The following is a 19,305-nucleotide window of genomic DNA, read 5'->3' on the forward strand; positions in this document are numbered from 1 at the left end:
GAGCGCGCACCGGGGAGTTCGGTGATGTTTGAACTACGAGTGCTCGACGGTTTTCACCAAGGGGCCGCCTTGCCGCTGTTTGGTGACGAGTGGAGTATCGGTGCCCACCGCGATGCCGACTTGGTACTGAACGATCCAGGCATCGCCGAACACCATGCGCGGTTGCGGCTGTCCGGTTCAAATTGGTCGGTACAGGCCGAAGCAGGATTGCTACACGGCGCCCAGGGTCAGGTGCTGGCGCAGATCGCGAGCCTGGCACTCGACGAATCGTTTTCGGTGGGCGCCATCGGGCTGTGTGTTTCTTTAGCGAGTCAGCCCTGGCCTCAAGCACCGACCCCCGCCGTTGCCCCCGCTTATGAATCGCCGCAGACGCTGAAGTTGTCGTCCATTCCACATTCACAGCAAAAGCGCTTGATCAGCCTGGTACTGGTGGTTGCGGTCATCATCATGGTGGCGAGCATAGCCTCGACAGGTGAGCGTGAGGCCCAGGCTTCTTTGATGCCGATTGAGGTCCGGAAAAGCGATCTGGCCTCGCCCTTCGAAGTTCGCCAACAGTTGATGAAGATGCTCAACGAGCGTGAGTTGGGTCAGCGAGTCAGTTTGCAGGTGATTAATGGTCAGGTCGCGCTCAACGGTGACGTCTCCCAGGAGGATGTTGAACTGGTAACGCGAATGCTCAGTCGTTTTGGCGAGCAGTTCGACAGTGCAGTGCCGGTGATCAGCCGTGTGCGCGCACATGACGGAGCATTGCCGTTCAAGATTGTGCAAATCGTTGGGGGGCCCAATGGTCACGTGGTCCTGGAAGACGGCAATCGGCTGTTTGTGGGAGATGAAGTCGCAGGCCTGCGCCTGGTGCTGATCGATAACAGCAAGGTGGTCTTCGATGGCGCGCAGCGTTTTGAGGTGCGTTGGTGAACGAGGACACTCAAGCGCGCCTGGAGGCTTGGCAACAACGTCAAACCCTGGCACTGGCGAATTTTACGCCGGTGACGATGCGGGGGCGAATCCAGCGCGTCAATGGCATGTTGCTGCAATGCCGGCTGCCCCAGGCGCGGATCGGCGATTTGTGCCAAGTGGAGAAAAACCCCGGCGATTACATGCTGGCCGAGATCATTGGTTTTGATCAGCAGGATGCAGTGCTCAGTGCCTTGGGCAACCTGGAAGGCGTGCGTGTGGGCGCAAGTGTGGAGCGCTTGGGGATATCGCATCGGGTGCGCGTCAGCGACGCACTCCTGGGGCAGGTGTTGGATGGTTTTGGACGGCCGATCACCGGCGAAGGTCCAAGCGCTTTTGCCGAGGTTGACTCTCCGGACGCGAGCGCTGTGTTGTGTGAAGCGCCTTTGCCTACCGATCGACCGAGGATCAACCGCGCGTTGGCGACCGGTGTGCGTTCGATCGATGGCTTGCTGACGTTGGGCGAAGGCCAGCGCGTGGGCCTGTTTGCAGGGGCCGGTTGTGGTAAGACCACCTTGCTGGCCGAGATCGCCCGTAACGTCGAGTGCGACGTGATTGTGTTCGGTTTGATCGGCGAGCGAGGTCGGGAGCTACGCGAATTTCTTGACCATGAGCTGGATGATCAACTGCGAGCCAAGGCCGTGCTGGTATGTGCCACGTCCGACCGCTCAAGCATGGAGCGTGCTCGCGCGGCTTTTACGGCGACGGCCTTGGCCGAAAGCTTCCGGCGCAAGGGTAAGCGGGTGCTGCTGCTGATCGATTCGCTGACACGTTTTGCCAGGGCCCAGCGTGAAATCGGCCTGGCCGCCGGCGAGCCTCTGGGCCGAGGAGGCCTGCCGCCTTCGGTGTACAGCTTGTTGCCGCGACTGGTGGAGCGCGCCGGGCTGACCCGTGAGGGCGTGATTACGGCGATCTACACGGTACTGATTGAGCAGGACTCCATGAGCGACCCGGTTGCCGATGAGGTTCGCTCGCTGCTCGATGGTCACATCGTGCTTTCTCGCAAGCTCGCCGAACGTGGTCATTATCCCGCGGTGGATGTTTTGGCCAGCCTTTCGCGAATTCTAAGCAACGTCGCCGCGCCAGACGATATCCAGGCCGGCACAGCGTTAAGGCGTCTGTTATCGGCGTATCAACAGATTGAGCTGATGCTCAAGCTGGGGGAATACCAGCCCGGCAGCGATGCGCTGACCGATCTGGCGGTGGACAGCCGCCAGGCGGTCGACACGTTCCTGCGTCAGGACTTGCGTGAACCTACATCGATGACAGCCACTCTGGAGCACCTCAAGGAGCTCACGGCCCATGTCCCATTCTGATGTTTCACTCGGTGAAATCGAGATCTTGCGACGTCTGCGACGGCATCGAGCCGACCGGGCCGAGCGTGCGTTGCGTGAAGCAATGCGCGCTCGACAAGCCCTGCTTACGCATATTCAACAGGCCCAGGAAACGCTTGAGCAAACTCGCCTGGACGAGGCTCGCAAAAGTGCGGACTTACTCAGCCAGCACCAAGGCCAGGTGCTGAGCCTGCAGGCGCTCAAGTCCTGGGGCAAGCAAGAGCTCTCCTTGTCTGAAAGCACCCGGCACGACGAAGGCCAGTTGCAGAAACTACAAGGGCAACGAGAAGAGAAAGACATTCACGTTGGTCGCGCCCAGAAACACGCCACCCAGTGTTTGCGACAGGTAGAAAAACTTCAGGAGTTGTCCAATTTGCTGATTCAGGAACAGATATGAACCAGGTTTCAAATAGCTCTCCTGAGCGTTCACGCCCACGCGAGCCAAAAGAGGAGCGTGAGCCTATGACGGGAGGGGTGGTGCTGTGGGAGCAAGGGCGACTGTTTGCTTCTTTGTTTGCTGATGAGGGGGAGGAGAGCGGGTATGGCGCCTCCTCGTTGGGCAATAAGGCGCTGGCCAATGTTGCCATGATCGATGCGTTGGCCGAGCAATTGGCGCCCCGTATTCAAGGGGCTTCACAGTGGCCTCTCCAGGCCGTGCTGTACGTGCCGCGTCTGGGGCGGATCAGCGCCAGTGTGCGGCGCGAGCAAGGTGCCTGGAATATCGAGCTGGACGCAGAAGAGGACGCTACGGCGCGTTGGCTCAGTGGCGTACGGCAACAGTGCCAGGAGCGATTCATGGAGACGTTGGGGCAACCGGTCAATCTGCATCTGCCCGATGGCAGGCCACTATGAAATTGACTCCCCTGACGTTGCCCCTGATCAAGAATGAAGTGGTTGCTGCGCGCCGCAAATTGGGACGTGGCTTGCGCCTGCCGTTTCAGGTCGCAGGGCAAAACGGTGAGCTGTTGCTCGAGCCCGGGCGTTCGCCCGCAGGTGCCAAACCCTTGTGCTTCGAAACGGCGTGCGGGGTGTTGGCACTGGCTGAGGCAGGGCCAGTGCTTAGCTTGCTGGGCGAGTGCCCGGTGACATTGGCGCCGTCCGGCAACGATCCGCAGTCCTGGTTCTGGGCGTTGTTCCAGCACCACTTGAGCCCTCAGGTCAGCGCGCTGCTGGGGTATGTGCGATTGGTGGAGGTTGCTCGCCCCTTGGGGTTTGGTTGCCAAGTCAGTGTAACCCTCGGTGCGTCGCGGGTCGTAGGGTTCGTGTGGCTGACGCCCGGAAGTTTTCTGACGCTGTGTGAGGCCGGGCCTTGGCGTTCTGTCGCAGCGTCGATGGCAGCACAGTTTCAACTGACGATTGCGGTGCTCCTTGGGCATCTGCAGCTCTCGGTAGCGCAAGTGCGCAGCCTGCGGGCCGGTGATGTGTTGGTGCTCGAACAGGCTTTCTTTCAGGCCCAGGGCGTCGGTCATCTGCAGGTTGGCAGGCAGCGGCTGCACGGCCGTATTGATGATGACACCGGGCCGTTGTGCCTGACACTAACTTCTATTGAGGACGCGTCTGTGGACGAGGATTTTTCAGCACCCGACTACTCGGAATATGAGGGGGACGAACCTGTAATGGATGCTTTCGGCCATGAGCCGTTCGATGAGTTGAGTATGGTGTTGAATGTGCGTTGTGGAACGCTGAACCTGACCCTTGGCGAACTGCGCAATCTATCGCCCGGTACTGTTCTGGGGATTGCCGGTTACGCGCCGGGCATGGCCGGCCTGTATTACGGCGAGCGGCCCATCGGCCTGGGGCAACTGGTGGAAGTGGATGGGCGCTTGGGCCTTCAGATCGCTCGCGTGGTTTTCCCCCGATGAATTTCCAGGGCATAGATCCCATTGTACTCGCGGTTTTTTTAGCGACGTTATCGTTGCTGCCCATGCTGTTGATCGTGTGCACGGCATTCTTGAAGATCGTCATTGTGCTGATGATCACCCGAAATGCCATCGGGGTGCAGCAAGTGCCACCGAACATGGCCATCAACGGCATCGCGCTGGCGGCAACGCTGTTCATCATGGCGCCGGTGGGTTATGAGATCTCTGAGTCTGTCAAAACCTCGCCCCTGGACCTGAGCAATGTTCAGATGATGATGCAGACGGGGAGTGAGGCAATCAAACCTCTGCGTGCGTTCATGCTGCGTAATGTCGACCCGGATGTGCTCACGCACCTGCTGGAAAACACCGCGCGTCTGTGGCCGGCGAAAATGGCGCAGGAGGTTCAGCGCGAAGACCTGATCCTGCTGATCCCGGCGTTTGTTCTGTCGCAGTTGCAGGCGGGCTTTGAAATCGGCTTTCTGATCTACATCCCCTTTATCGTGATCGACCTGATCGTCTCTAACCTGTTGCTGGCGTTGGGCATGCAAATGGTCTCGCCCATGACCATTTCCCTGCCGCTCAAATTGCTGTTGTTTGTGATGGTTTCCGGTTGGTCACGGTTGCTCGACAGCCTGTTCCTTTCGTATCTATGAGTGGCTTATGGAACCGATTGTGCTCTTCAAGCAAGGCATGTTGCTGGTGGTGGTGCTGTCTGCACCGCCATTGATTGTGGCGGTGGTGGTGGGGGTCATGACTTCGCTGGTGCAGGCGTTGATGCAGGTTCAGGACCAGACGCTGCCCTTTGGTATCAAGCTGGTGGCGGTGGGGATCACGTTGATCCTGACGGGCCGCTGGATCGGTGTCGAGTTGATCCAGTTGATCAACGTGACCTTTGACATGATTGGCCGTTCGGCCCTGAATTGAGGTCTGGCCCGTGTTTGTTTATCTAGAGTATCTGCCCAGCCTCGTCCTTGCGATCGCGCGGATCTACCCCTGCGCGTTTTTTGTGGCGGCCTTCTGTTTTCAACATCTGCGCGGCATGCCCAGGTATACCATTGTGATGGTCATGGCCTTGCTACCGGCGCCGGGTATTCATGCGCAATTGATAGACCTGGATATGTCTGTGTACTTGCTCGCTGGCCTGGCCGTCAAGGAAGCGGTCCTGGGCATTCTGCTGGGTCTATTGCTATCGATGCCGTTCTGGATGTTCGAGGCTGTGGGGGCGTTGCTGGATAACCAGCGCGGTGCTTTGGCCGGTGGCCAGCTCAACCCTTCCCTTGGGCCGGACGCGACGCCGATTGGGCATATGTTTAAAGAGTTGGCGATTTTTTTGCTGATGGCCATCCTCGGTTTGGGGGCCTTGACCCAGGTGATTTGGGACAGCTATTTGATCTGGCCGCCGACGGTGTGGTTTCCATTGCCGGCGGCTAATGGGTTCAGTGTATTTCTGGAGCTGCTCGGCAACACTTTCACGCACATGATGCTCTATGCCGCGCCCTTTATAGCCGTGCTGCTGCTACTGGAGTTCGGCATCGCATTGCTGGGGGTATACAGCCAGCAATTGCAGGTGAGTACGATAGCGCCTCCGGTCAAGTGCCTGGCGGGCATCGGCATTCTGCTGCTGTACTTTGCTTTATTGCAGGACCTGATCGTCGGGCGCATGAGCCTTTTGGGTGACCTCAAACATTCACTGGCATTGTTGTTCAAGGTGTCCTCGCCATGAGTGACTCCGGGGAAAAAAAGCACCCGGCATCAGCCAAGAAACTGCGTGATCAACGCAAGAAAGGCCAGGTCTCCCAGAGCCAGGATGTGGCCAAGCTGGTCGCGCTCACGGCGATCAGCGAAATTGCGTTGTTCACGGCCGAGAGCAGCCTGCAGCGGTTTCAGCAGTTGATGATGTTGCCGATATCACGCATCACCCAGCCCTTCGCGCGAGCACTTGAGGAAGTCCTGTTTGACGGGCTGCTGGTGTTTTTCTCGTTCGCCTTGTTGATGGCGGGCGTGGCGATTCTCGCTAAGTTGATCAGTACCTGGATGCAGATCGGGATGTTGTTTGCCCCGGAAGTCTTGAAGCTGGATTTCAAGCGGCTCAACCCCATGAGCCAGATCAAGCAGATGTTCTCTGCGCAATCGGTCATGAACTTGTTGATGAGCGTCGTCAAGGCAACACTCCTGGGCATGATTGTGTACGTGGTGGTCAGGCCATCGTTGAATACGCTGATCAACCTGGCCACCACGGATTTGCAAACTTACATCCTGGCGCTAATTGCAGTATTCCGTCACCTGTTGCATGCCTGCCTGGGGCTGTTGCTGGTACTGGCGCTGATCGATTTGACGTTGCAGAAACATTTCTTTGCCAAGCGTATGCGCATGACGCAGGTCGAAGTGGTCAAGGAGTACAAGGACATGGAGGGCGACCCCCATGTGAAGGGGCAACGGCGATCGCTGGCGTATCAATTGGCCCAGGAAGAGCCCAAAGTCAAACTGCCGAAGCTGGAAGAGGCCGACATGTTGGTGGTCAACCCCACCCACTTTGCTGTCGCGTTGTTTTATCGCCCCGGTAAAACACCGCTGCCCTTGTTGGTCGATAAGGGCACGGACGCCGAGGCCCGCAAACTGATCGATCGGGCGAAGGCGGCCGACGTACCGGTCATCCAGTGTATCTGGTTGGCCCGTACGCTTTATACGAAGAAACTGGGCGCCAGTATTCCCCGCGAAACCTTGCAGGCTGTCGCGATTATTTACCGCACGTTGCGTGAGCTCGATGATGAAGCCAAGCGTGAAACTCTGGAGCTGCCCGAGCTTGAGTTGCGCTGACCGACGGCTCGTTTGATTCAAGAGGGCCGAGCCGCAAGTGAGCGGCCCCGCCGCTCACTCGCCTGCACCGCCAGGTGCTCAAGTACCCCGAAGGGCTTAACGTTCCAGTGAGATGGTCTGGTAGTCGGACCGCTCACCGGAGGGGCCCGGCTCTGCCCGCATCTGGGGCGTCCACCAGACCACCATCTTGTCTTTGGTCGATTGCGGGCGTGAACAGGAGTCGCCCCGGCAAGTGGGGGCGCAGCCAGCGACGAGCAATGTAATGCCGATCAGGGTGGCAGACAGCAAACGATGATTCATGGCTTGGTCTTCTGGGTTGGAGTGATCAGGGAGGGGCGTGGTACGCCGATGTGTTCATCCTTCACCACGGGGCGCATCGCGATGAAAACCTCGGTTTCTTCACCGGGTTTGAGCCAGGCGCGGGGCCAGACAGTGACGGCCAGGGTCTGCGAATTGCTGCATTCCTTTTCATCGATGCGTACGTTGCGTTTGAACTGGTTGCGCAGTACGACAACCGCCACGTTGAACTGCGAACCGGCATACCACTGGCTGCGCTCGGTGTTGAGTACCAGCAGGTCACGGGTGCTGCACAAGGTTTCCAGCGCCAAAGGCATTGGCCCGGCTTTGAAACCGTTGGGCACTTGCCCGCTGACGAGGCGAGCCAGGGTGCTGGTGATATCGCTGCGCTTGATTTCCGGTTGGTGGGGCGCAAGGCGACGCGCCAGTGGTTTGAGGGCTGCCTGCAGTTCTGCCTGGTCGTCCTGGGGCAAATAGCGTGAAGGATCGTCCTGATCGCCGATGACGCGTGGCGTGAGGATGAACAAACGCTCGCGTCGATTGTTCCTTCGCTCGGTCGAGGTAAACAGGGCCTTGCCGAGCAACGGGATATCCCCCAGCAGGGGCACCTTGTTTTGCGCGTCTTTGTTGTTGGTCACATGGAACCCGCCGACTACCAGCGAGCGTTTTTCCGCCATCACGGCCTGGGTGCTGACCTTGCCCCGGCGTACATCAAGGTTGTCGGGCGTCGGGTTGGATTCGTCGAAATTGCCATCTTCTATATCCAGTTCCAGGTGGATCTGCTGGCTTCCGCGGCTGGTGATGACCCGAGGCACGACCTGAACGCTAGTACCGACGGTGACGGGCAAAATGGTGGCGTTTTCGATTCCGGCCTTCAGATATCGGGTGCGGTTGAAGTCGATGACCGCCGGCTGGTTTTCCAGCGTGAGCACCGAAGGGTTGGAGACCATGGTTGCCAAGCCTTTGCTTTCCAGGGCGCGTACTGCGGCGAAAAAGTGATCGCGGTCACCGATGGCCAACTGTGAGGTTGTGCCTCGAGCCAGGGTGCTGGCGCCGCCGTAGAAACGACTGTTTTGAAAGCCCCAGGTCACGCCGAATTCGCGTAATTGCTCGCGTTCGATATCGAGGATGATCGCGTCAATTTCCACCAGCTTGCGCGCGACGTCGAGCTGACTGATCAACTCTCGGTACATGGCCTGGCGCTCCGGCAAGTCATAAATCAGAATCGCGTTGTTACGCACATCGGCCTCGACGCGGATTCGACTGTTCCCCGTCGGAGCGCGTGGGGTGAGCGTCGCCCCCGTTGATAACTGCCCGGAATTCGTGGTGGCACTGCCCATCATCTGTTCCAGAAGCGGGTTACTCAACCGGGGAAAGTTCGGTGTCACCATGGCGGGTTGTGGCGGGGCGCCGGGGCGCTGGCTCATGGTTGAAAGCGTCGAGGGCGAACGGGGTTCCAACAACCCGCGCAACACGCTGGCAATACCCGGGATGGTCAGCTTTTCACCGCGATAATCCACAACGCGGTCCGCCGCATTGGCGAACTTCAGCGGGTAGCTGAGCACATTCTGCTTTTCATCGGGGGAGCGGCGCTGGCTGCTGAACTGCTTGATCTGTTCGATATAGCGCTTGGGGCCGGAGACGAGCACGACGCCGTCCTCCGGCAACTCGCCCCAACCGAAACGGGTGTCGAGCAGGCCAATATCAGTCAACGCCTGCTTGAGGTCGGCAACGGTCTCGGAAGACACTTCCAGGCGCGCGGACTCTTGTTGGTCCAGGGTGCTGATGAAAAGAGTGTTGTTGTACAAGTACCACTGGAAGCGATGCTCAACGCCTAAACGGTCGAGGAGGGATTGGGGGGTGTTGGCGCGTATCTTGCCATTGACGACACCTTCGAGCAGGCCCTCGACTTGCAGTTGCGTGCCAAAGGTCCGGGCGAAGTCTTCGAGCACTTCCCGCACTGGCTTGTAGTCGGCTTCATAGGCGTAGGCGGTGTTTTTCCATTCGGATGGAATGGCTGCAAAGGTGCTGTGCATCGGCGCCAGCAATAAGAGCGAGGCGAGCAGGCAGCGCCAATTCCCGCGAGTGTCGGCAATGGCGGGCGAGTTTGGACGCAAGCGGGTGTGCTTGTGGGGTTTGCTGGACATGACAGGTTCTCTGTTTCAGTGCGATAGCTTGCGTAATGAAGAGGGTCGCAAATTGCGCCCAGCCGTCGTCAGGCGCGCAATGATGCTGCGCCTGGTGTCGCGTTGGTGGATAAGCGTTTCAGGGATATTCAATAGATACCCCGTTTGCGACATCGTGGCAGGCATTGCACCAGCCAGAGGGAGTCAGGGTCTGTAAGCAAGGCAAGTGTGCCTTGGAAATACACGAGGCCGGGCAGGCCGAGGTGACGCCAACATGCAAGCGTAATGTTGATGCGTGGGGCAGCCAACCGGACACTTGGCATTACGTGTTGTTCATGGTGCTGGACGTGAATCTCACTATCCGGCTCGAACATCTGAATACGCTGTCTGCAATCACTCAAACTGCCGGTCATATTTTGCTGCCAGCCACTAGACGACATTAATGGCACTTTTCATCAACGCATGCCTGTAGTTGACATAGGCCGAGGTCACCGTAGAGGTCTTGCCATGGGATATCTTGTTTTGCAAAAGCTCGTCGAAGAGCCTTGAGAGGTCTTCGTCTCCTCCTCCTAAAGAAATATCCTCTTCGATTTTTTTGAAAGCGTTATTATTCCGAACTTGCTCCCTGTAAAGGCCATCAAGTACGCGGGCGTCATTATTCATTGCATTAACTCCACAGAGGTTCTACCTCTCTGTGGCACTTGATGGATGACCGGTTCCTTCGCTGGATCCCTTTTGTTAAAAAATTAAAGAAAAGCGTTATTGCTTGAACTCGCCTTGGGGGGCATCGCTACCAAATTGTTGACGGCATCATCCCAGTTGATGTGAAAGTCGCCATCTTCGGTTTCAAGAATCAGCGACCCAGCGGTGAGCCTGCTCTCAACGCGCAACGTCCATAGCGCATCACAGTTGGCAAGAAGCCAGTGCTCGACAAGCTCACGGTCTTGCGGGTTGCACAGTAAACTCGCCTCGACTGCCGGCAATTGGGTAACCAACAGTTTTTTGAGCAGCGCAGTGACGCGTTGAGCTGGCAGAGTCTCCTCCAGCAAGCCCCGAACCGCCTTATTAATGACTAAGGTGGCAGCCTCTTCCAAATGATCGAACATCGCTTGGCGCTCGGATTCCCATCGCTGAAGTTGAGCATTGGCACGCCCCCAGAACTGATCGCTGGCGTTTTTCAATACCGTTTCGCACTGGGTCTCGGCTTGGCGCATGAGTTCCTGCGCCTGCGCTTGGGCGTGTTCAAGCAGTTGGCGGCTCTGGGCATACTCAGTCAGTATTTCCCTGGGAATCAGGGGAGTCGGCAGATCGTGGGGGAGGGCGTTCAGCTCAATTTTATGGGTGCAAAACATGTTTGGAATTCTCACGAGGGGCACGTGCGGCATCATCGACATTAGGCGAGGTTGCGCGCCAGATAGCAGCCTGCCACAGGGTATCCAGCCGGCCATGAGTGTCCGCAGGCTTAGGCCGTAGCTCCAATTCCAGCACCCTTGGACGGGCAAAGTTCAAGCGCAGCCGCTGCCAGATAACAGGGGCAACCCACGCGCGCAGAAACTGCAATGGATCACCGACGCTCACCGGTTCCGGGGAGGGAGGCAGTGCCTTGGCCAGGCGCTGGCACCAAAGAAGCTGTTCCTGATTTAACCGGCTGTCTTGAGGCGCGTTGTACACCTCATTGACGAGTGTGAGGATGAGGTCTCGTTGTTGCGCACTGGTCAGTACCAGTTGCAGCAAGACCGAGGAAGCAGGTGGGGGCAGTTCGGGTTCGATCTCGAACAGGTGGCTTGCTCGGGCATGGTGGGCCCGTGAAAGTGTCGCTGTTTCTATAAAGCCTTTTCGCGTGAACCAGTCGATATGTGCATTTTCCCATGGGAAAGCCCACCAGCGTGCCCAGCGTAGCTCGTCACTCATGACGGTGTGCAATGGCAGGTTCTAGCGAGGGGATGCGCATAGTCTTGCGACGCCAAAGCAGCCAGGCTATACCACCCAGTATGAGGGCGATCAACGGTGCGAAGGCGATGCTGCGCCAGAATCCGAGATCTTGTTCTGGCACCAGGAAAGGGCCGAAATAGGTGAGTTGTTGCTTTTCCTTGTAGCCCGCTGCTGGTACGAAAACCACCGTCAACTTTGTTGTGTTGTCTATCGCTGTAGCCATGCCGGGGATGCTGCTGGCCACCATCCTGCGTACTCGTGCATTAATATTGTCAGGGTCCAGGCGCGGGTCATGCTTGATGAATACGGAGGCGGATGCTGGTTGTACGGGTTCGCCAGGGGCTACCCGCTCAGGCAACACCACATGTACACGTGCGACGAGCACACCGTCTATATTCGACAAGGTCGCTTCCAGTTCTTGTGACAGCGCGTAGATGTAGCGCGCACGCTCTTCCAGTGGCGTAGAGATGACCCCTTCTTTGCGAAAGATATCGCCTAATGTCGAGCGCGCCACCTTGGGCAGTCCTGCAGCGTCCAGGGTACGAACGGCTCGATTGATGTCACTGGCTTTGACGCGGACAGCGACGCCGTCTTTTCCTGGAATCTTTTGAGCCCGGATCTGTTTGTCGGCCAGCTCCGCAATGACTTCATTAGCTTCCTGTTCGGAAATATTACGATGGAGTTCTACACTTTCACCGCAGCCGCTCAGCAACAGCGCCAATGAAATAAATAAGAGGATGCTTAGGCGGCGGTACATGCATCTACCCCATGCTCGAAATTTTGTCGCAGGCTTTTGCGATTGCGCCAATGACCTTCACATTTGCGATCGCGTCCACATGCGCTTCAGCGAGTAATTGGGGAAACTTGCCCGACTCCCACGCCCCTTTCATCTGGCTTGCGTCCCGAAAACCTTTGGACAGGCGTCCCGCTATTTTCGCCGACTCCCTAGCGAACTGGAAATCACCGGGGGAGGCTACCGCGCTCATAGAGCCTCTATCGAGCGGGCTTGCTCTGCTCATTTCAGCGTGAAAAAAATTCATGTCAGAAGACTGATTACTCTCGACAGGTTTTTCCGCTGCCGAGGAGGTTATTCCATTTGTTGTGAATTTTTCGTGGGTGATGATCATATGCCCCCCTATTGAAGGTGCCGGGTGTGGCATCCATATTAAGTGAAAACCTCCCCAACTTATGGTTGAGGAGGCTTGGCCTACTTAGTACGATATTTTTTTAGCGAGTTGGGCCTCGGCGTTAAACTTAGTAACTTCGCGGTCCTTCCAGGCGTTCTCTACACCATCCCACTTCTTACCTTCGTTGGTTTGTTGAACTGCCATTTCTTGTGGGCTAGAGCCCACGCCGCCTAGTGCCATGATCCACCTCTGCAACTTTATATGAGATTCGATAGCGGTTAATCGCTATCGGTCGGTTTTGAGCGATGTTGAAATTGCTCATTGAATAGGTGGTTTTCAAGAAACGAAACGTTCCAACGCCACAGAGGTCCTTTGTGTGTAATTGTTTCGTTCTGTTTTTTTTGTCTGCGGGAAGTCAACTAAAATATAAATAGGATGTTTCTGGTATTACGCCAAAGCGTTTATGCCAGCTGTACTTCGAGCTGTTTCATCCGGTAATAAAGCGTGCGCTTGGCGACTTTCAGCTCAATTGACACGCTGTCTACACAGTGGCCGTTACGCCGCAACGACTCTTCAATCAGTGCTTTTTCAATTTGTTGCATGCGTGCCTTCAGGCTCATTTCATCGGCCTGCGAATTGATCATTGCGGCGTAAAGCGGTGGCAGGCCCAGAACGAACCGCTTGGCTGCAGAGCGCAGTTCGCGGACATTGCCTTGCCAGGTATGACACAGCAATTGTTGCAGCAACTCGCCGGGTGGCGTCGGGGCAGGGTATTTGAAGCGCTCGGCTTCTTGCTGGATCATTCCCAGGAATAATGGAATGATCCGTTCTCGCTGGTCTCGCAGGGCCGGGAGCTGGAAGCTCACGACATTCAGTCGAAAGTACAGGTCACGTCGAAAGCTGCCTTGATCGACCATTGCAAGCAGCGACTGCTGGGCCGATGCGATGACGCGCATGTCCACAGGAATGAAGCGGGTTGAGCCCAGACGCTCCACTCCACGTGTCTCCAGTACGCGCAATAGCTTGGCTTGCAGGCTCAATGGCATGCTGTCGATCTCATCCAGATAAAGCGTGCCCAAGTGAGCCGCTTCGACAACGCCGGCCCGTGATTGCAGTGCACCTGTGTAGGCGCCGCTGTTGACACCGAACAACTGGCTTTCTGCGAGACTCTCCGGGATGGCTGCGCAGTTCAAGGCAACGAAGTTACCTCGTCGCCCCGAGAGGCTATGTATTCGTTGGGCCAGGGTATCCTTGCCGGTACCGGTTTCTCCCAATAACAGGATGTCGATATTGAGAGGTGCGGTGCTCAGGAGCGTATTTTCGATATCCGGGCTTTCGATCAATGAAATATCTGTTTCATTTTCCCTGAGAGGGGCGGCCGACATCGGATGGGTGCTCCATTATCGCTTTGCGTCAGTGATAAAACTGGCCAGCGCGGTTCAGTAGAATGGAAAGCATAAGTTTTTTCTGGCTGCATTAAAGTAGGAACTTGCGCGGGCAATGTAGGATAAGTTAGACAGGCGCAGGTTTATTTATTTCGACAGGCAGTGAGTAGAGTGAGTCATTGAAAAAATCTAGGTACAGATAGACGTGTGTTGACGACACGCTTAATCGTTGCCCACAAAAAAGCCGATGCACTGCATCGGCTTTTTATTGTCGGCGTAAACCGCAGGTAACGTTTACACGTTGAAACGGAAGTGCATTACATCGCCATCTTTGACGATGTATTCCTTGCCTTCCAGGCGCCATTTACCCGCTTCCTTGGTACCGGCTTCGCCCTTGTACTGGATGAAGTCGTTGTAGGCGATCACTTCGGCGCGGATGAAGCCTTTTTCGAAGTCAGTGTGGATCACACCAGCGGCCTGTGGCGCGGTGGCGCCGACCTTTACGGTCCAGGCGCGGACTTCTTCGACACCGGCGGTGAAGTAAGTCTGCAGGTGCAGCATTTCGTAGCCAGCGCGGATCACACGGTTCAAGCCAGGCTCTTCCAGGCCCAGGGCCTCGAGGAACATGTCTTTCTCTTCGCCGTCATCCAGTTCGGCGATTTCCGCTTCGATCTTGTTGCACACCGGTACAACGATTGCGCCTTCTTCCTCGGCGATGGCCTTAACCACGTCGAGCAGTGGGTTGTTCTCAAAGCCGTCTTCAGCGACGTTGGCGATGTACATCACGGGCTTTGTAGTCAGCAGATGGAAGCCTTTGATCACCGCCTTTTCATCGGTGCTCATGTTCTTCATCAGGCTGCGCGCTGGCTTGCCTTCGGTGAAGTGAGCGATCAATTGCTCCAGCAGACCTTTCTGGACTACGGCGTCCTTGTCACCGCCTTTGGCGTTACGTGCAACTTTCTGCAGTTGTTTTTCGCAGCTGTCGAGGTCGGCGAAGATCAGTTCCAGGTCGATGATTTCGATGTCGCGTTTCGGGTCGACGCTGTTGGAGACGTGAATCACATTTTCGTCTTCAAAGCAGCGGACCACGTGGGCGATGGCATCGGTTTCGCGGATGTTGGCCAGGAACTTGTTGCCCAGGCCTTCGCCTTTCGACGCACCGGCCACCAGGCCTGCGATGTCGACGAATTCCATAGTGGTCGGCAGGATGCGCTTTGGATTGACGATGGCCGCCAGTGCAGCCAGTCGTGGGTCCGGCATGGCCACGATACCGCTGTTGGGTTCGATGGTGCAGAAGGGGAAGTTCTCCGCCGCAATACCGGACTTGGTCAGGGCGTTGAACAGGGTGGATTTGCCGACGTTGGGCAGGCCGACGATGCCGCAATTGAATCCCATGGTGTTTCCCCTCGGTAAGAGTCAGGCCTTCTGGCTGTGCAGGTTTTTCATCGCGCGGTTCCATTCACCGGCGAAGATATCCGGCAGCACGCCGAGGGCAAAGTCGATGCTGGCATCGAGTTTTTCCTGTTCGGCGCGTGGCGCACGACCCAGGACGAAATTTGAAACCATACTGGCAACGCCTGGGTGGCCAATGCCGAGCCGCAGACGGTAGAAATTATTCTGATTGCCCAACTGCGCAATGATGTCGCGCAGGCCGTTGTGCCCACCATGCCCGCCGCCGAGCTTGAGCTTGGCAACACCGGGTGGCAGGTCCAGCTCGTCATGGGCCACCAGGATTTCCTCGGGTTTGATCCGGAAGAATCCTGCAAGCGCCGCGACAGCCTGGCCGCTGCGGTTCATGTAGGTGGTGGGAATCAGCAGACGAACATCCTGACCCTGGTGCGAGAAGCGCCCGGTCAGTCCAAAATATTTGCGATCGGCCACAAGGTTTACACCTTGGGCGTGGGCGATACGCTCAACAAAAAGGGCCCCCGCGTTATGCCGGGTCTGTTCGTATTCGGCGCCTGGATTTCCCAGGCCAACGATCAGTTTAATGGCAGTCACGACAGGGGCCCTTCCTTTGGAGTTGTGGATAACATCGCCAAACCAGCGTGCGGCGAAAGTGGACGATAGAACTCATTTACTCAAAGGTAAACGCCGCATTCTCGCCCGCTTTCTCGCTACGTTTCGGTCCGCGATGTTTCCTCAAGCTCCGGCATTACAGAGTGAATTACTCTGCAGCGCCTTCAGCTTCTGGAGCAACGCGTGGAGCGTGAACGTTGGCAACAGCTTTGTCATCACCGTGAGCCAGTGCGACAAACTCAACGCCTTTAGGGGCTTTGAGGTCGGACAGGTGGATGATGTCGCCGATTTCAGCGTTAGCCAGATCGACTTCGATGAACTCAGGCAGGTCTTTTGGCAGGCAGGAAACTTCGATCTCAGCAACAACGTGCGAGATTTCGCCGCCTTTCTTGATCGGAGCAGCTTCACCAACGAAGTGCACTGGAACGATCGCGGTCAGTTTCTGACCAGCAACAACGCGTACAAAGTCAGCGTGCAGCACGTGGCCTTTGGCCGGGTGACGTTGCAGAGCTTTGATGATTACGTTTTGCTTGGTGCCGCCAACATTCAGTTCGATAACGTGGCTGTAAGCAGCTTCGTTTTCGAGCAGTTTGGCGATTTCTTTGGCCAGCATGCTGATGGATTCAGGGGCTTTTTCGCCACCGTAAACTACAGCTGGAACCAGGCTTGCGAGACGACGCAGGCGGCGGCTCGCACCTTTCCCCAGGTCGGAACGCGCTTCAGCATTCAGGGTAAAATCGTTCATGTTGTATCTCCAAAATAACCACATTCGCCCTAGCGTTTGCGACCAGCGCTAAAGGCGATATGGGCAAAAAAGCCCCGCCCCAACAGAATGTTGGGGCGGGGCGCTTTTCGTCAGTGAGGTGTTTCGTAAGGTTTGACCCTTAACGGAACATCGCGCTGATCGATTCTTCATTGCTGATGCGGCGAACCGCCTCGGCAACTACCGGTGCGATATCCAGTTGACGGATACGCGAACAGGCTTGAGCTGCTGCGGACAACGGGATGGTGTTAGTCACCACCAGTTCGTCCAGCATGGAGTTCTCGATGTTCTCGATCGCTCGGCCCGACAGCACAGGGTGTGTGCAGTAGGCGAAGACTTTTGCCGCACCGTGCTCTTTCAAGGCTTTCGCCGCGTGGCACAGGGTGCCGGCGGTGTCGACCATGTCATCAACCAGAATACAGGTACGCCCTTCGACATCACCGATGATATGCATCACTTCAGAGTGATTAGCTTTTTCACGGCGTTTGTCGATAATCCCGAGGTCCACGCCCAAGGATTTGGCAACAGCCCGTGCACGCACGACGCCACCAATGTCCGGGGACACGATCATCAGGTTTTCAAAGCGCTGGTCTTCGATGTCATCCACCAGAACGGGGGAGCCGTAGATGTTATCTACCGGAATATCGAAGAATCCCTGGATTTGGTCAGCGTGCAGGTCAACCGTGAGAACACGGTCGATGCCTACCACGGTCAGCATGTCAGCAACGACTTTCGCGCTGATAGCTACACGTGCGGAACGCGGACGGCGATCCTGACGGGCATAACCAAAGTAAGGGATTACAGCTGTGATTCGAGTCGCTGAGGAGCGGCGGAAGGCATCAGCCATCACGACGAGTTCCATCAGGTTATCGTTGGTCGGAGCGCAAGTCGGCTGAATAATGAAGACGTCTTTACCGCGAACGTTTTCATTGATCTCGGCTGTAATTTCGCCGTCGGAGAATTTACCGACAGAGATGTCACCGAGAGGGATATGCAGCTGACGTACGACACGTCGAGCCAGATCGGGGTTAGCATTCCCCGTAAAGACCATCATCTTGGACACGCGCAGTACCTAGAGGCTGAGGGTAACCTGGATGAGTATAGAAAATGGCAGGGGCGGCTGGATTCGAACCAACGCATGGCAGGATCAAAACCTGCTGCCTTACCGCTTGGCGACGCCCCTGTATCTGTTGCAACGAGTACCCAGTACTCGGTTCCTTTAGAGCAGACTTTGCAGCTTGCGATGCAACATCGAAACGTTGCTTCCCTTTGCTACAAACCCTGTAAGGGTCTCTGTAAGAAGGGCCGAGACTTTATCAGCTTCAGCTTTGCTTGGGAAGCCCCCAAACACACAACTTCCAGTTCCGGTTAATTTTGCTTCGGTAAATTTACCTAACAAATTCAAAGCGTTACGTACCTCTGGATAACGCCTTGCTACAACCGGTAAGCAGTCATTTCGACTGTTTCCCTTGGGAACGGGGCGCACTTTAATGGGAGGAGAGTTACGTGTCAACAGTGGATCTGAAAAAATTTCTGCTGTACTTACAGATACTTGCGGAACAAGCACGACATACCACGGCTCTTCGGGGTATTCGGGGGTGAGTTTCTCCCCAACGCCTTCGGCAAAAGCCGCCTGGCCACGCACGAAAACCGGGACGTCGGCGCCTAGCGTAAGCCCCAGCGCGGCCAGGCGATCGTGGTCCCAGCCCAGTTGCCACAAATGATTGAGCCCCAACAGTGTTGTCGCCGCATTTGAGCTTCCGCCACCGATACCCCCGCCCATGGGCAAGATTTTATCGATCCAGATGTCGATGCCGAGTGGGCAGCCGGACTGCTCTTGAAGTTTTTTTGCTGCCTTCACGATCAAATTGCTGTCGTGGGGCACGCCTTCGAATTCGGTATGCAGGTGGATCACGCCATCGTCGCGCACGGCGAAGGTCAACTCATCGCCGTAGTCGAGAAATTGAAACAGCGTCTGCAGCTCGTGGTAGCCGTCTTCACGGCGACCCAGAATGTGCAGCATCAAATTGAGTTTGGCGGGGGAGGGTAGGGTCAGCTTTTGTACGGTCACGTTATTGCCCCAGCTTGCGCGGTTGCCAGTCCTTGATCACCAGCGTGACATCAAGGTCGGTGCCGTGCAGCTTGATGCGCTCGGGCAGCCAATAACCGCTTTGTTGCACGTAGCTCAAATACTCGACCTGCCAACCATCCTGCTCCAGGCTGGCCAGGCGGCTGTCGCCGTTGAGGCTCAGGCGGCTCTTGCTGTCAGGTGCAGGCAAACCGCGCACCCACCAAACCAAGTGCGACACGGGCAGCTTCCAGCCGATTTGTTCTTCCAGCAAGGCTTCCGGCGTTGCCGCTTCATAGCGACCTTGGTTGGCCACTTCCAGGCTAACTTGCCCTGGTCGGCCCGTCAGGCGTGCAGCGCCTCGGCCCAACGGGCCCGAGAGACGAATGTCGTAATAGTCCTGGCGTTGCAGCCAGAACAGCGTGCCGCTGCCGGAATCTTTTGGCGCGCGAACCCCGACCTTGCCTTCAATCTGCCAGCCATCAATGCTGCTGAGCTGGTCCTTATGCTGTTTCCATTGCGCCGGGTTGCCCTGGCCTTCAACGGATTCGCGGCTGCCTACGCCCGCGCAACCGGCGAGCAGGGCGATGAAACTGAACACTACAACGTGGCGCAAGAACATAA

The 19,305-nt window shown here is 56.7% G+C and carries 23 protein-coding genes and 1 tRNA gene; 9 read left to right on the plus strand and 15 right to left on the minus strand.

Annotated elements, in window-relative coordinates; all coding sequences use genetic code 11:
- The first annotated feature begins 24 nt into the window (after window positions 1–24).
- Genes BFL40_RS21570 through sctU form a run of 9 tightly spaced genes read left to right on the plus strand, consistent with a single transcriptional unit; the run spans window position 25 to window position 6,964 of the window.
- A complete protein-coding gene (locus tag BFL40_RS21570) occupies window positions 25–915 on the plus strand; it encodes an FHA domain-containing protein (RefSeq protein WP_162843036.1) in 891 nt (296 codons plus the stop codon).
- On the plus strand, window positions 912–2,270 hold the full coding sequence (locus tag BFL40_RS21575; RefSeq protein ID WP_071485831.1) for a FliI/YscN family ATPase: 1,359 nt from the start codon (window positions 912–914) through the stop codon (window positions 2,268–2,270). The genes BFL40_RS21570 and BFL40_RS21575 overlap by 4 nt, the downstream gene beginning before the upstream one ends.
- A complete protein-coding gene (gene sctO / locus BFL40_RS21580) occupies window positions 2,257–2,685 on the plus strand; it encodes a type III secretion system stalk subunit SctO (RefSeq protein ID WP_071485832.1) in 429 nt (142 codons plus the stop codon). The genes BFL40_RS21575 and sctO overlap by 14 nt, the downstream gene beginning before the upstream one ends.
- Window positions 2,682–3,140 (plus strand): type III secretion system HrpP C-terminal domain-containing protein, encoded by a 459-nt coding sequence (locus BFL40_RS21585; protein ID WP_071485833.1) that lies wholly within the window; start codon window positions 2,682–2,684, stop codon window positions 3,138–3,140. Before sctO ends, BFL40_RS21585 begins: the two co-directional genes overlap by 4 nt.
- Window positions 3,137–4,150 carry a FliM/FliN family flagellar motor switch protein gene (locus tag BFL40_RS21590; protein ID WP_071485834.1) on the plus strand — a complete coding sequence of 338 codons (1,014 nt, stop codon included), beginning with the start codon at window positions 3,137–3,139 and terminating at the stop codon, window positions 4,148–4,150. The genes BFL40_RS21585 and BFL40_RS21590 overlap by 4 nt, the downstream gene beginning before the upstream one ends.
- On the plus strand, window positions 4,147–4,800 hold the full coding sequence (gene sctR / locus BFL40_RS21595; protein ID WP_071485835.1) for a type III secretion system export apparatus subunit SctR: 654 nt from the start codon (window positions 4,147–4,149) through the stop codon (window positions 4,798–4,800). The genes BFL40_RS21590 and sctR overlap by 4 nt, the downstream gene beginning before the upstream one ends.
- Window positions 4,801–4,807: 7 nt before the next feature.
- Window positions 4,808–5,071, plus strand: coding sequence for a type III secretion system export apparatus subunit SctS (sctS, locus tag BFL40_RS21600; RefSeq protein WP_071485836.1), 264 nt, complete (start codon window positions 4,808–4,810; stop codon window positions 5,069–5,071).
- A 10-nt stretch (window positions 5,072–5,081) separates the two neighbouring features.
- Window positions 5,082–5,870 (plus strand): type III secretion system export apparatus subunit SctT, encoded by a 789-nt coding sequence (gene sctT / locus BFL40_RS21605; protein ID WP_071485837.1) that lies wholly within the window; start codon window positions 5,082–5,084, stop codon window positions 5,868–5,870.
- On the plus strand, window positions 5,867–6,964 hold the full coding sequence (sctU, locus tag BFL40_RS21610; RefSeq protein ID WP_071485838.1) for a type III secretion system export apparatus subunit SctU: 1,098 nt from the start codon (window positions 5,867–5,869) through the stop codon (window positions 6,962–6,964). The genes sctT and sctU overlap by 4 nt, the downstream gene beginning before the upstream one ends.
- Before the next feature lie 96 nt (window positions 6,965–7,060).
- Here sctU and hrpT read toward each other — a convergent pair whose 3' ends face one another.
- The 15 genes from hrpT to lolB form a co-directional block, all read right to left on the minus strand.
- Window positions 7,061–7,264: an HrpT family type III secretion system protein gene (gene hrpT, locus BFL40_RS21615; RefSeq protein ID WP_071485839.1), complete on the minus strand. Its 204-nt coding sequence runs from the start codon at window positions 7,262–7,264 to the stop codon at window positions 7,061–7,063.
- On the minus strand, window positions 7,261–9,408 hold the full coding sequence (gene sctC / locus BFL40_RS21620; protein ID WP_071485840.1) for a type III secretion system outer membrane ring subunit SctC: 2,148 nt from the start codon (window positions 9,406–9,408) through the stop codon (window positions 7,261–7,263). Before sctC ends, hrpT begins: the two co-directional genes overlap by 4 nt.
- 408 nt (window positions 9,409–9,816) lie before the next feature.
- Window positions 9,817–10,050: a hypothetical protein gene (locus BFL40_RS21625; RefSeq protein ID WP_071485841.1), complete on the minus strand. Its 234-nt coding sequence runs from the start codon at window positions 10,048–10,050 to the stop codon at window positions 9,817–9,819.
- Window positions 10,051–10,133: 83 nt separating this feature from the next.
- Window positions 10,134–10,739: a type III secretion system stator protein SctL gene (gene sctL / locus BFL40_RS21630; RefSeq protein WP_071485842.1), complete on the minus strand. Its 606-nt coding sequence runs from the start codon at window positions 10,737–10,739 to the stop codon at window positions 10,134–10,136.
- Complete coding sequence (locus BFL40_RS21635) at window positions 10,723–11,298, minus strand: type III secretion protein (protein WP_071485843.1); 576 nt, start codon at window positions 11,296–11,298, stop codon at window positions 10,723–10,725. Before BFL40_RS21635 ends, sctL begins: the two co-directional genes overlap by 17 nt.
- Window positions 11,291–12,076, minus strand: a complete 786-nt coding sequence (gene sctJ / locus BFL40_RS21640; protein ID WP_071485844.1) for a type III secretion system inner membrane ring lipoprotein SctJ — start codon at window positions 12,074–12,076, stop codon at window positions 11,291–11,293. Before sctJ ends, BFL40_RS21635 begins: the two co-directional genes overlap by 8 nt.
- 4 nt (window positions 12,077–12,080) lie before the next feature.
- Window positions 12,081–12,446 carry a hypothetical protein gene (locus tag BFL40_RS21645; RefSeq protein WP_071485845.1) on the minus strand — a complete coding sequence of 122 codons (366 nt, stop codon included), beginning with the start codon at window positions 12,444–12,446 and terminating at the stop codon, window positions 12,081–12,083.
- A 461-nt stretch (window positions 12,447–12,907) separates the two neighbouring features.
- Window positions 12,908–13,831 carry a sigma 54-interacting transcriptional regulator gene (locus tag BFL40_RS21650; RefSeq protein ID WP_071485846.1) on the minus strand — a complete coding sequence of 308 codons (924 nt, stop codon included), beginning with the start codon at window positions 13,829–13,831 and terminating at the stop codon, window positions 12,908–12,910.
- Between the two features lie 294 nt (window positions 13,832–14,125).
- Window positions 14,126–15,226, minus strand: coding sequence for a redox-regulated ATPase YchF (ychF, locus tag BFL40_RS21655; RefSeq protein WP_071485847.1), 1,101 nt, complete (start codon window positions 15,224–15,226; stop codon window positions 14,126–14,128).
- A 21-nt stretch (window positions 15,227–15,247) separates the two neighbouring features.
- Window positions 15,248–15,832: an aminoacyl-tRNA hydrolase gene (gene pth, locus BFL40_RS21660; protein ID WP_010213318.1), complete on the minus strand. Its 585-nt coding sequence runs from the start codon at window positions 15,830–15,832 to the stop codon at window positions 15,248–15,250.
- Between the two features lie 166 nt (window positions 15,833–15,998).
- Entirely contained in the window at window positions 15,999–16,595 is a 597-nt protein-coding gene (locus BFL40_RS21665) for a 50S ribosomal protein L25/general stress protein Ctc (RefSeq protein ID WP_071485848.1), read from the minus strand.
- A gap of 139 nt (window positions 16,596–16,734) precedes the next feature.
- A complete protein-coding gene (locus BFL40_RS21670) occupies window positions 16,735–17,676 on the minus strand; it encodes a ribose-phosphate pyrophosphokinase (RefSeq protein WP_003208392.1) in 942 nt (313 codons plus the stop codon).
- 45 nt (window positions 17,677–17,721) lie between these two features.
- Window positions 17,722–17,796 (minus strand) — tRNA-Gln (locus BFL40_RS21675).
- Between the two features lie 36 nt (window positions 17,797–17,832).
- Window positions 17,833–18,636: a 4-(cytidine 5'-diphospho)-2-C-methyl-D-erythritol kinase gene (gene ispE / locus BFL40_RS21680; protein WP_218170231.1), complete on the minus strand. Its 804-nt coding sequence runs from the start codon at window positions 18,634–18,636 to the stop codon at window positions 17,833–17,835.
- A gap of 49 nt (window positions 18,637–18,685) precedes the next feature.
- Entirely contained in the window at window positions 18,686–19,303 is a 618-nt protein-coding gene (gene lolB / locus BFL40_RS21685; RefSeq protein ID WP_071485850.1) for a lipoprotein insertase outer membrane protein LolB, read from the minus strand.
- Window positions 19,304–19,305 lie beyond the last annotated feature (2 nt).

The sequence above is a fragment of the Pseudomonas costantinii genome, from assembly GCF_001870435.1.
In the GTDB taxonomy this organism is placed as follows: domain Bacteria; phylum Pseudomonadota; class Gammaproteobacteria; order Pseudomonadales; family Pseudomonadaceae; genus Aquipseudomonas; species Aquipseudomonas costantinii.

Bases quoted from the DNA above. Each gene is read 5' to 3' on its own strand.
- BFL40_RS21625 (WP_071485841.1), bottom strand. From the start codon at position 10,050: ATGAATAATGACGCCCGCGTACTTGATGGCCTTTACAGGGAGCAAGTT.
- sctL (WP_071485842.1), bottom strand. From the start codon at position 10,739: ATGTTTTGCACCCATAAAATTGAGCTGAACGCCCTCCCCCACGATCTG.
- BFL40_RS21585 (WP_071485833.1), top strand. From the start codon at position 2,682: ATGAACCAGGTTTCAAATAGCTCTCCTGAGCGTTCACGCCCACGCGAG.
- sctS (WP_071485836.1), top strand. From the start codon at position 4,808: ATGGAACCGATTGTGCTCTTCAAGCAAGGCATGTTGCTGGTGGTGGTG.
- BFL40_RS21635 (WP_071485843.1), bottom strand. From the start codon at position 11,298: ATGAGTGACGAGCTACGCTGGGCACGCTGGTGGGCTTTCCCATGGGAA.
- sctO (WP_071485832.1), top strand. From the start codon at position 2,257: ATGTCCCATTCTGATGTTTCACTCGGTGAAATCGAGATCTTGCGACGT.
- BFL40_RS21590 (WP_071485834.1), top strand. From the start codon at position 3,137: ATGAAATTGACTCCCCTGACGTTGCCCCTGATCAAGAATGAAGTGGTT.
- lolB (WP_071485850.1), bottom strand. From the start codon at position 19,303: ATGTTCTTGCGCCACGTTGTAGTGTTCAGTTTCATCGCCCTGCTCGCC.
- BFL40_RS21650 (WP_071485846.1), bottom strand. From the start codon at position 13,831: ATGTCGGCCGCCCCTCTCAGGGAAAATGAAACAGATATTTCATTGATC.
- sctU (WP_071485838.1), top strand. From the start codon at position 5,867: ATGAGTGACTCCGGGGAAAAAAAGCACCCGGCATCAGCCAAGAAACTG.
- ispE (WP_218170231.1), bottom strand. From the start codon at position 18,636: ATGCTGCACATTCTGGGTCGCCGTGAAGACGGCTACCACGAGCTGCAG.
- BFL40_RS21665 (WP_071485848.1), bottom strand. From the start codon at position 16,595: ATGAACGATTTTACCCTGAATGCTGAAGCGCGTTCCGACCTGGGGAAA.
- BFL40_RS21570 (WP_162843036.1), top strand. From the start codon at position 25: ATGTTTGAACTACGAGTGCTCGACGGTTTTCACCAAGGGGCCGCCTTG.
- BFL40_RS21645 (WP_071485845.1), bottom strand. From the start codon at position 12,446: ATGATCATCACCCACGAAAAATTCACAACAAATGGAATAACCTCCTCG.
- sctC (WP_071485840.1), bottom strand. From the start codon at position 9,408: ATGTCCAGCAAACCCCACAAGCACACCCGCTTGCGTCCAAACTCGCCC.
- sctJ (WP_071485844.1), bottom strand. From the start codon at position 12,076: ATGTACCGCCGCCTAAGCATCCTCTTATTTATTTCATTGGCGCTGTTG.
- hrpT (WP_071485839.1), bottom strand. From the start codon at position 7,264: ATGAATCATCGTTTGCTGTCTGCCACCCTGATCGGCATTACATTGCTC.
- sctR (WP_071485835.1), top strand. From the start codon at position 4,147: ATGAATTTCCAGGGCATAGATCCCATTGTACTCGCGGTTTTTTTAGCG.
- ychF (WP_071485847.1), bottom strand. From the start codon at position 15,226: ATGGGATTCAATTGCGGCATCGTCGGCCTGCCCAACGTCGGCAAATCC.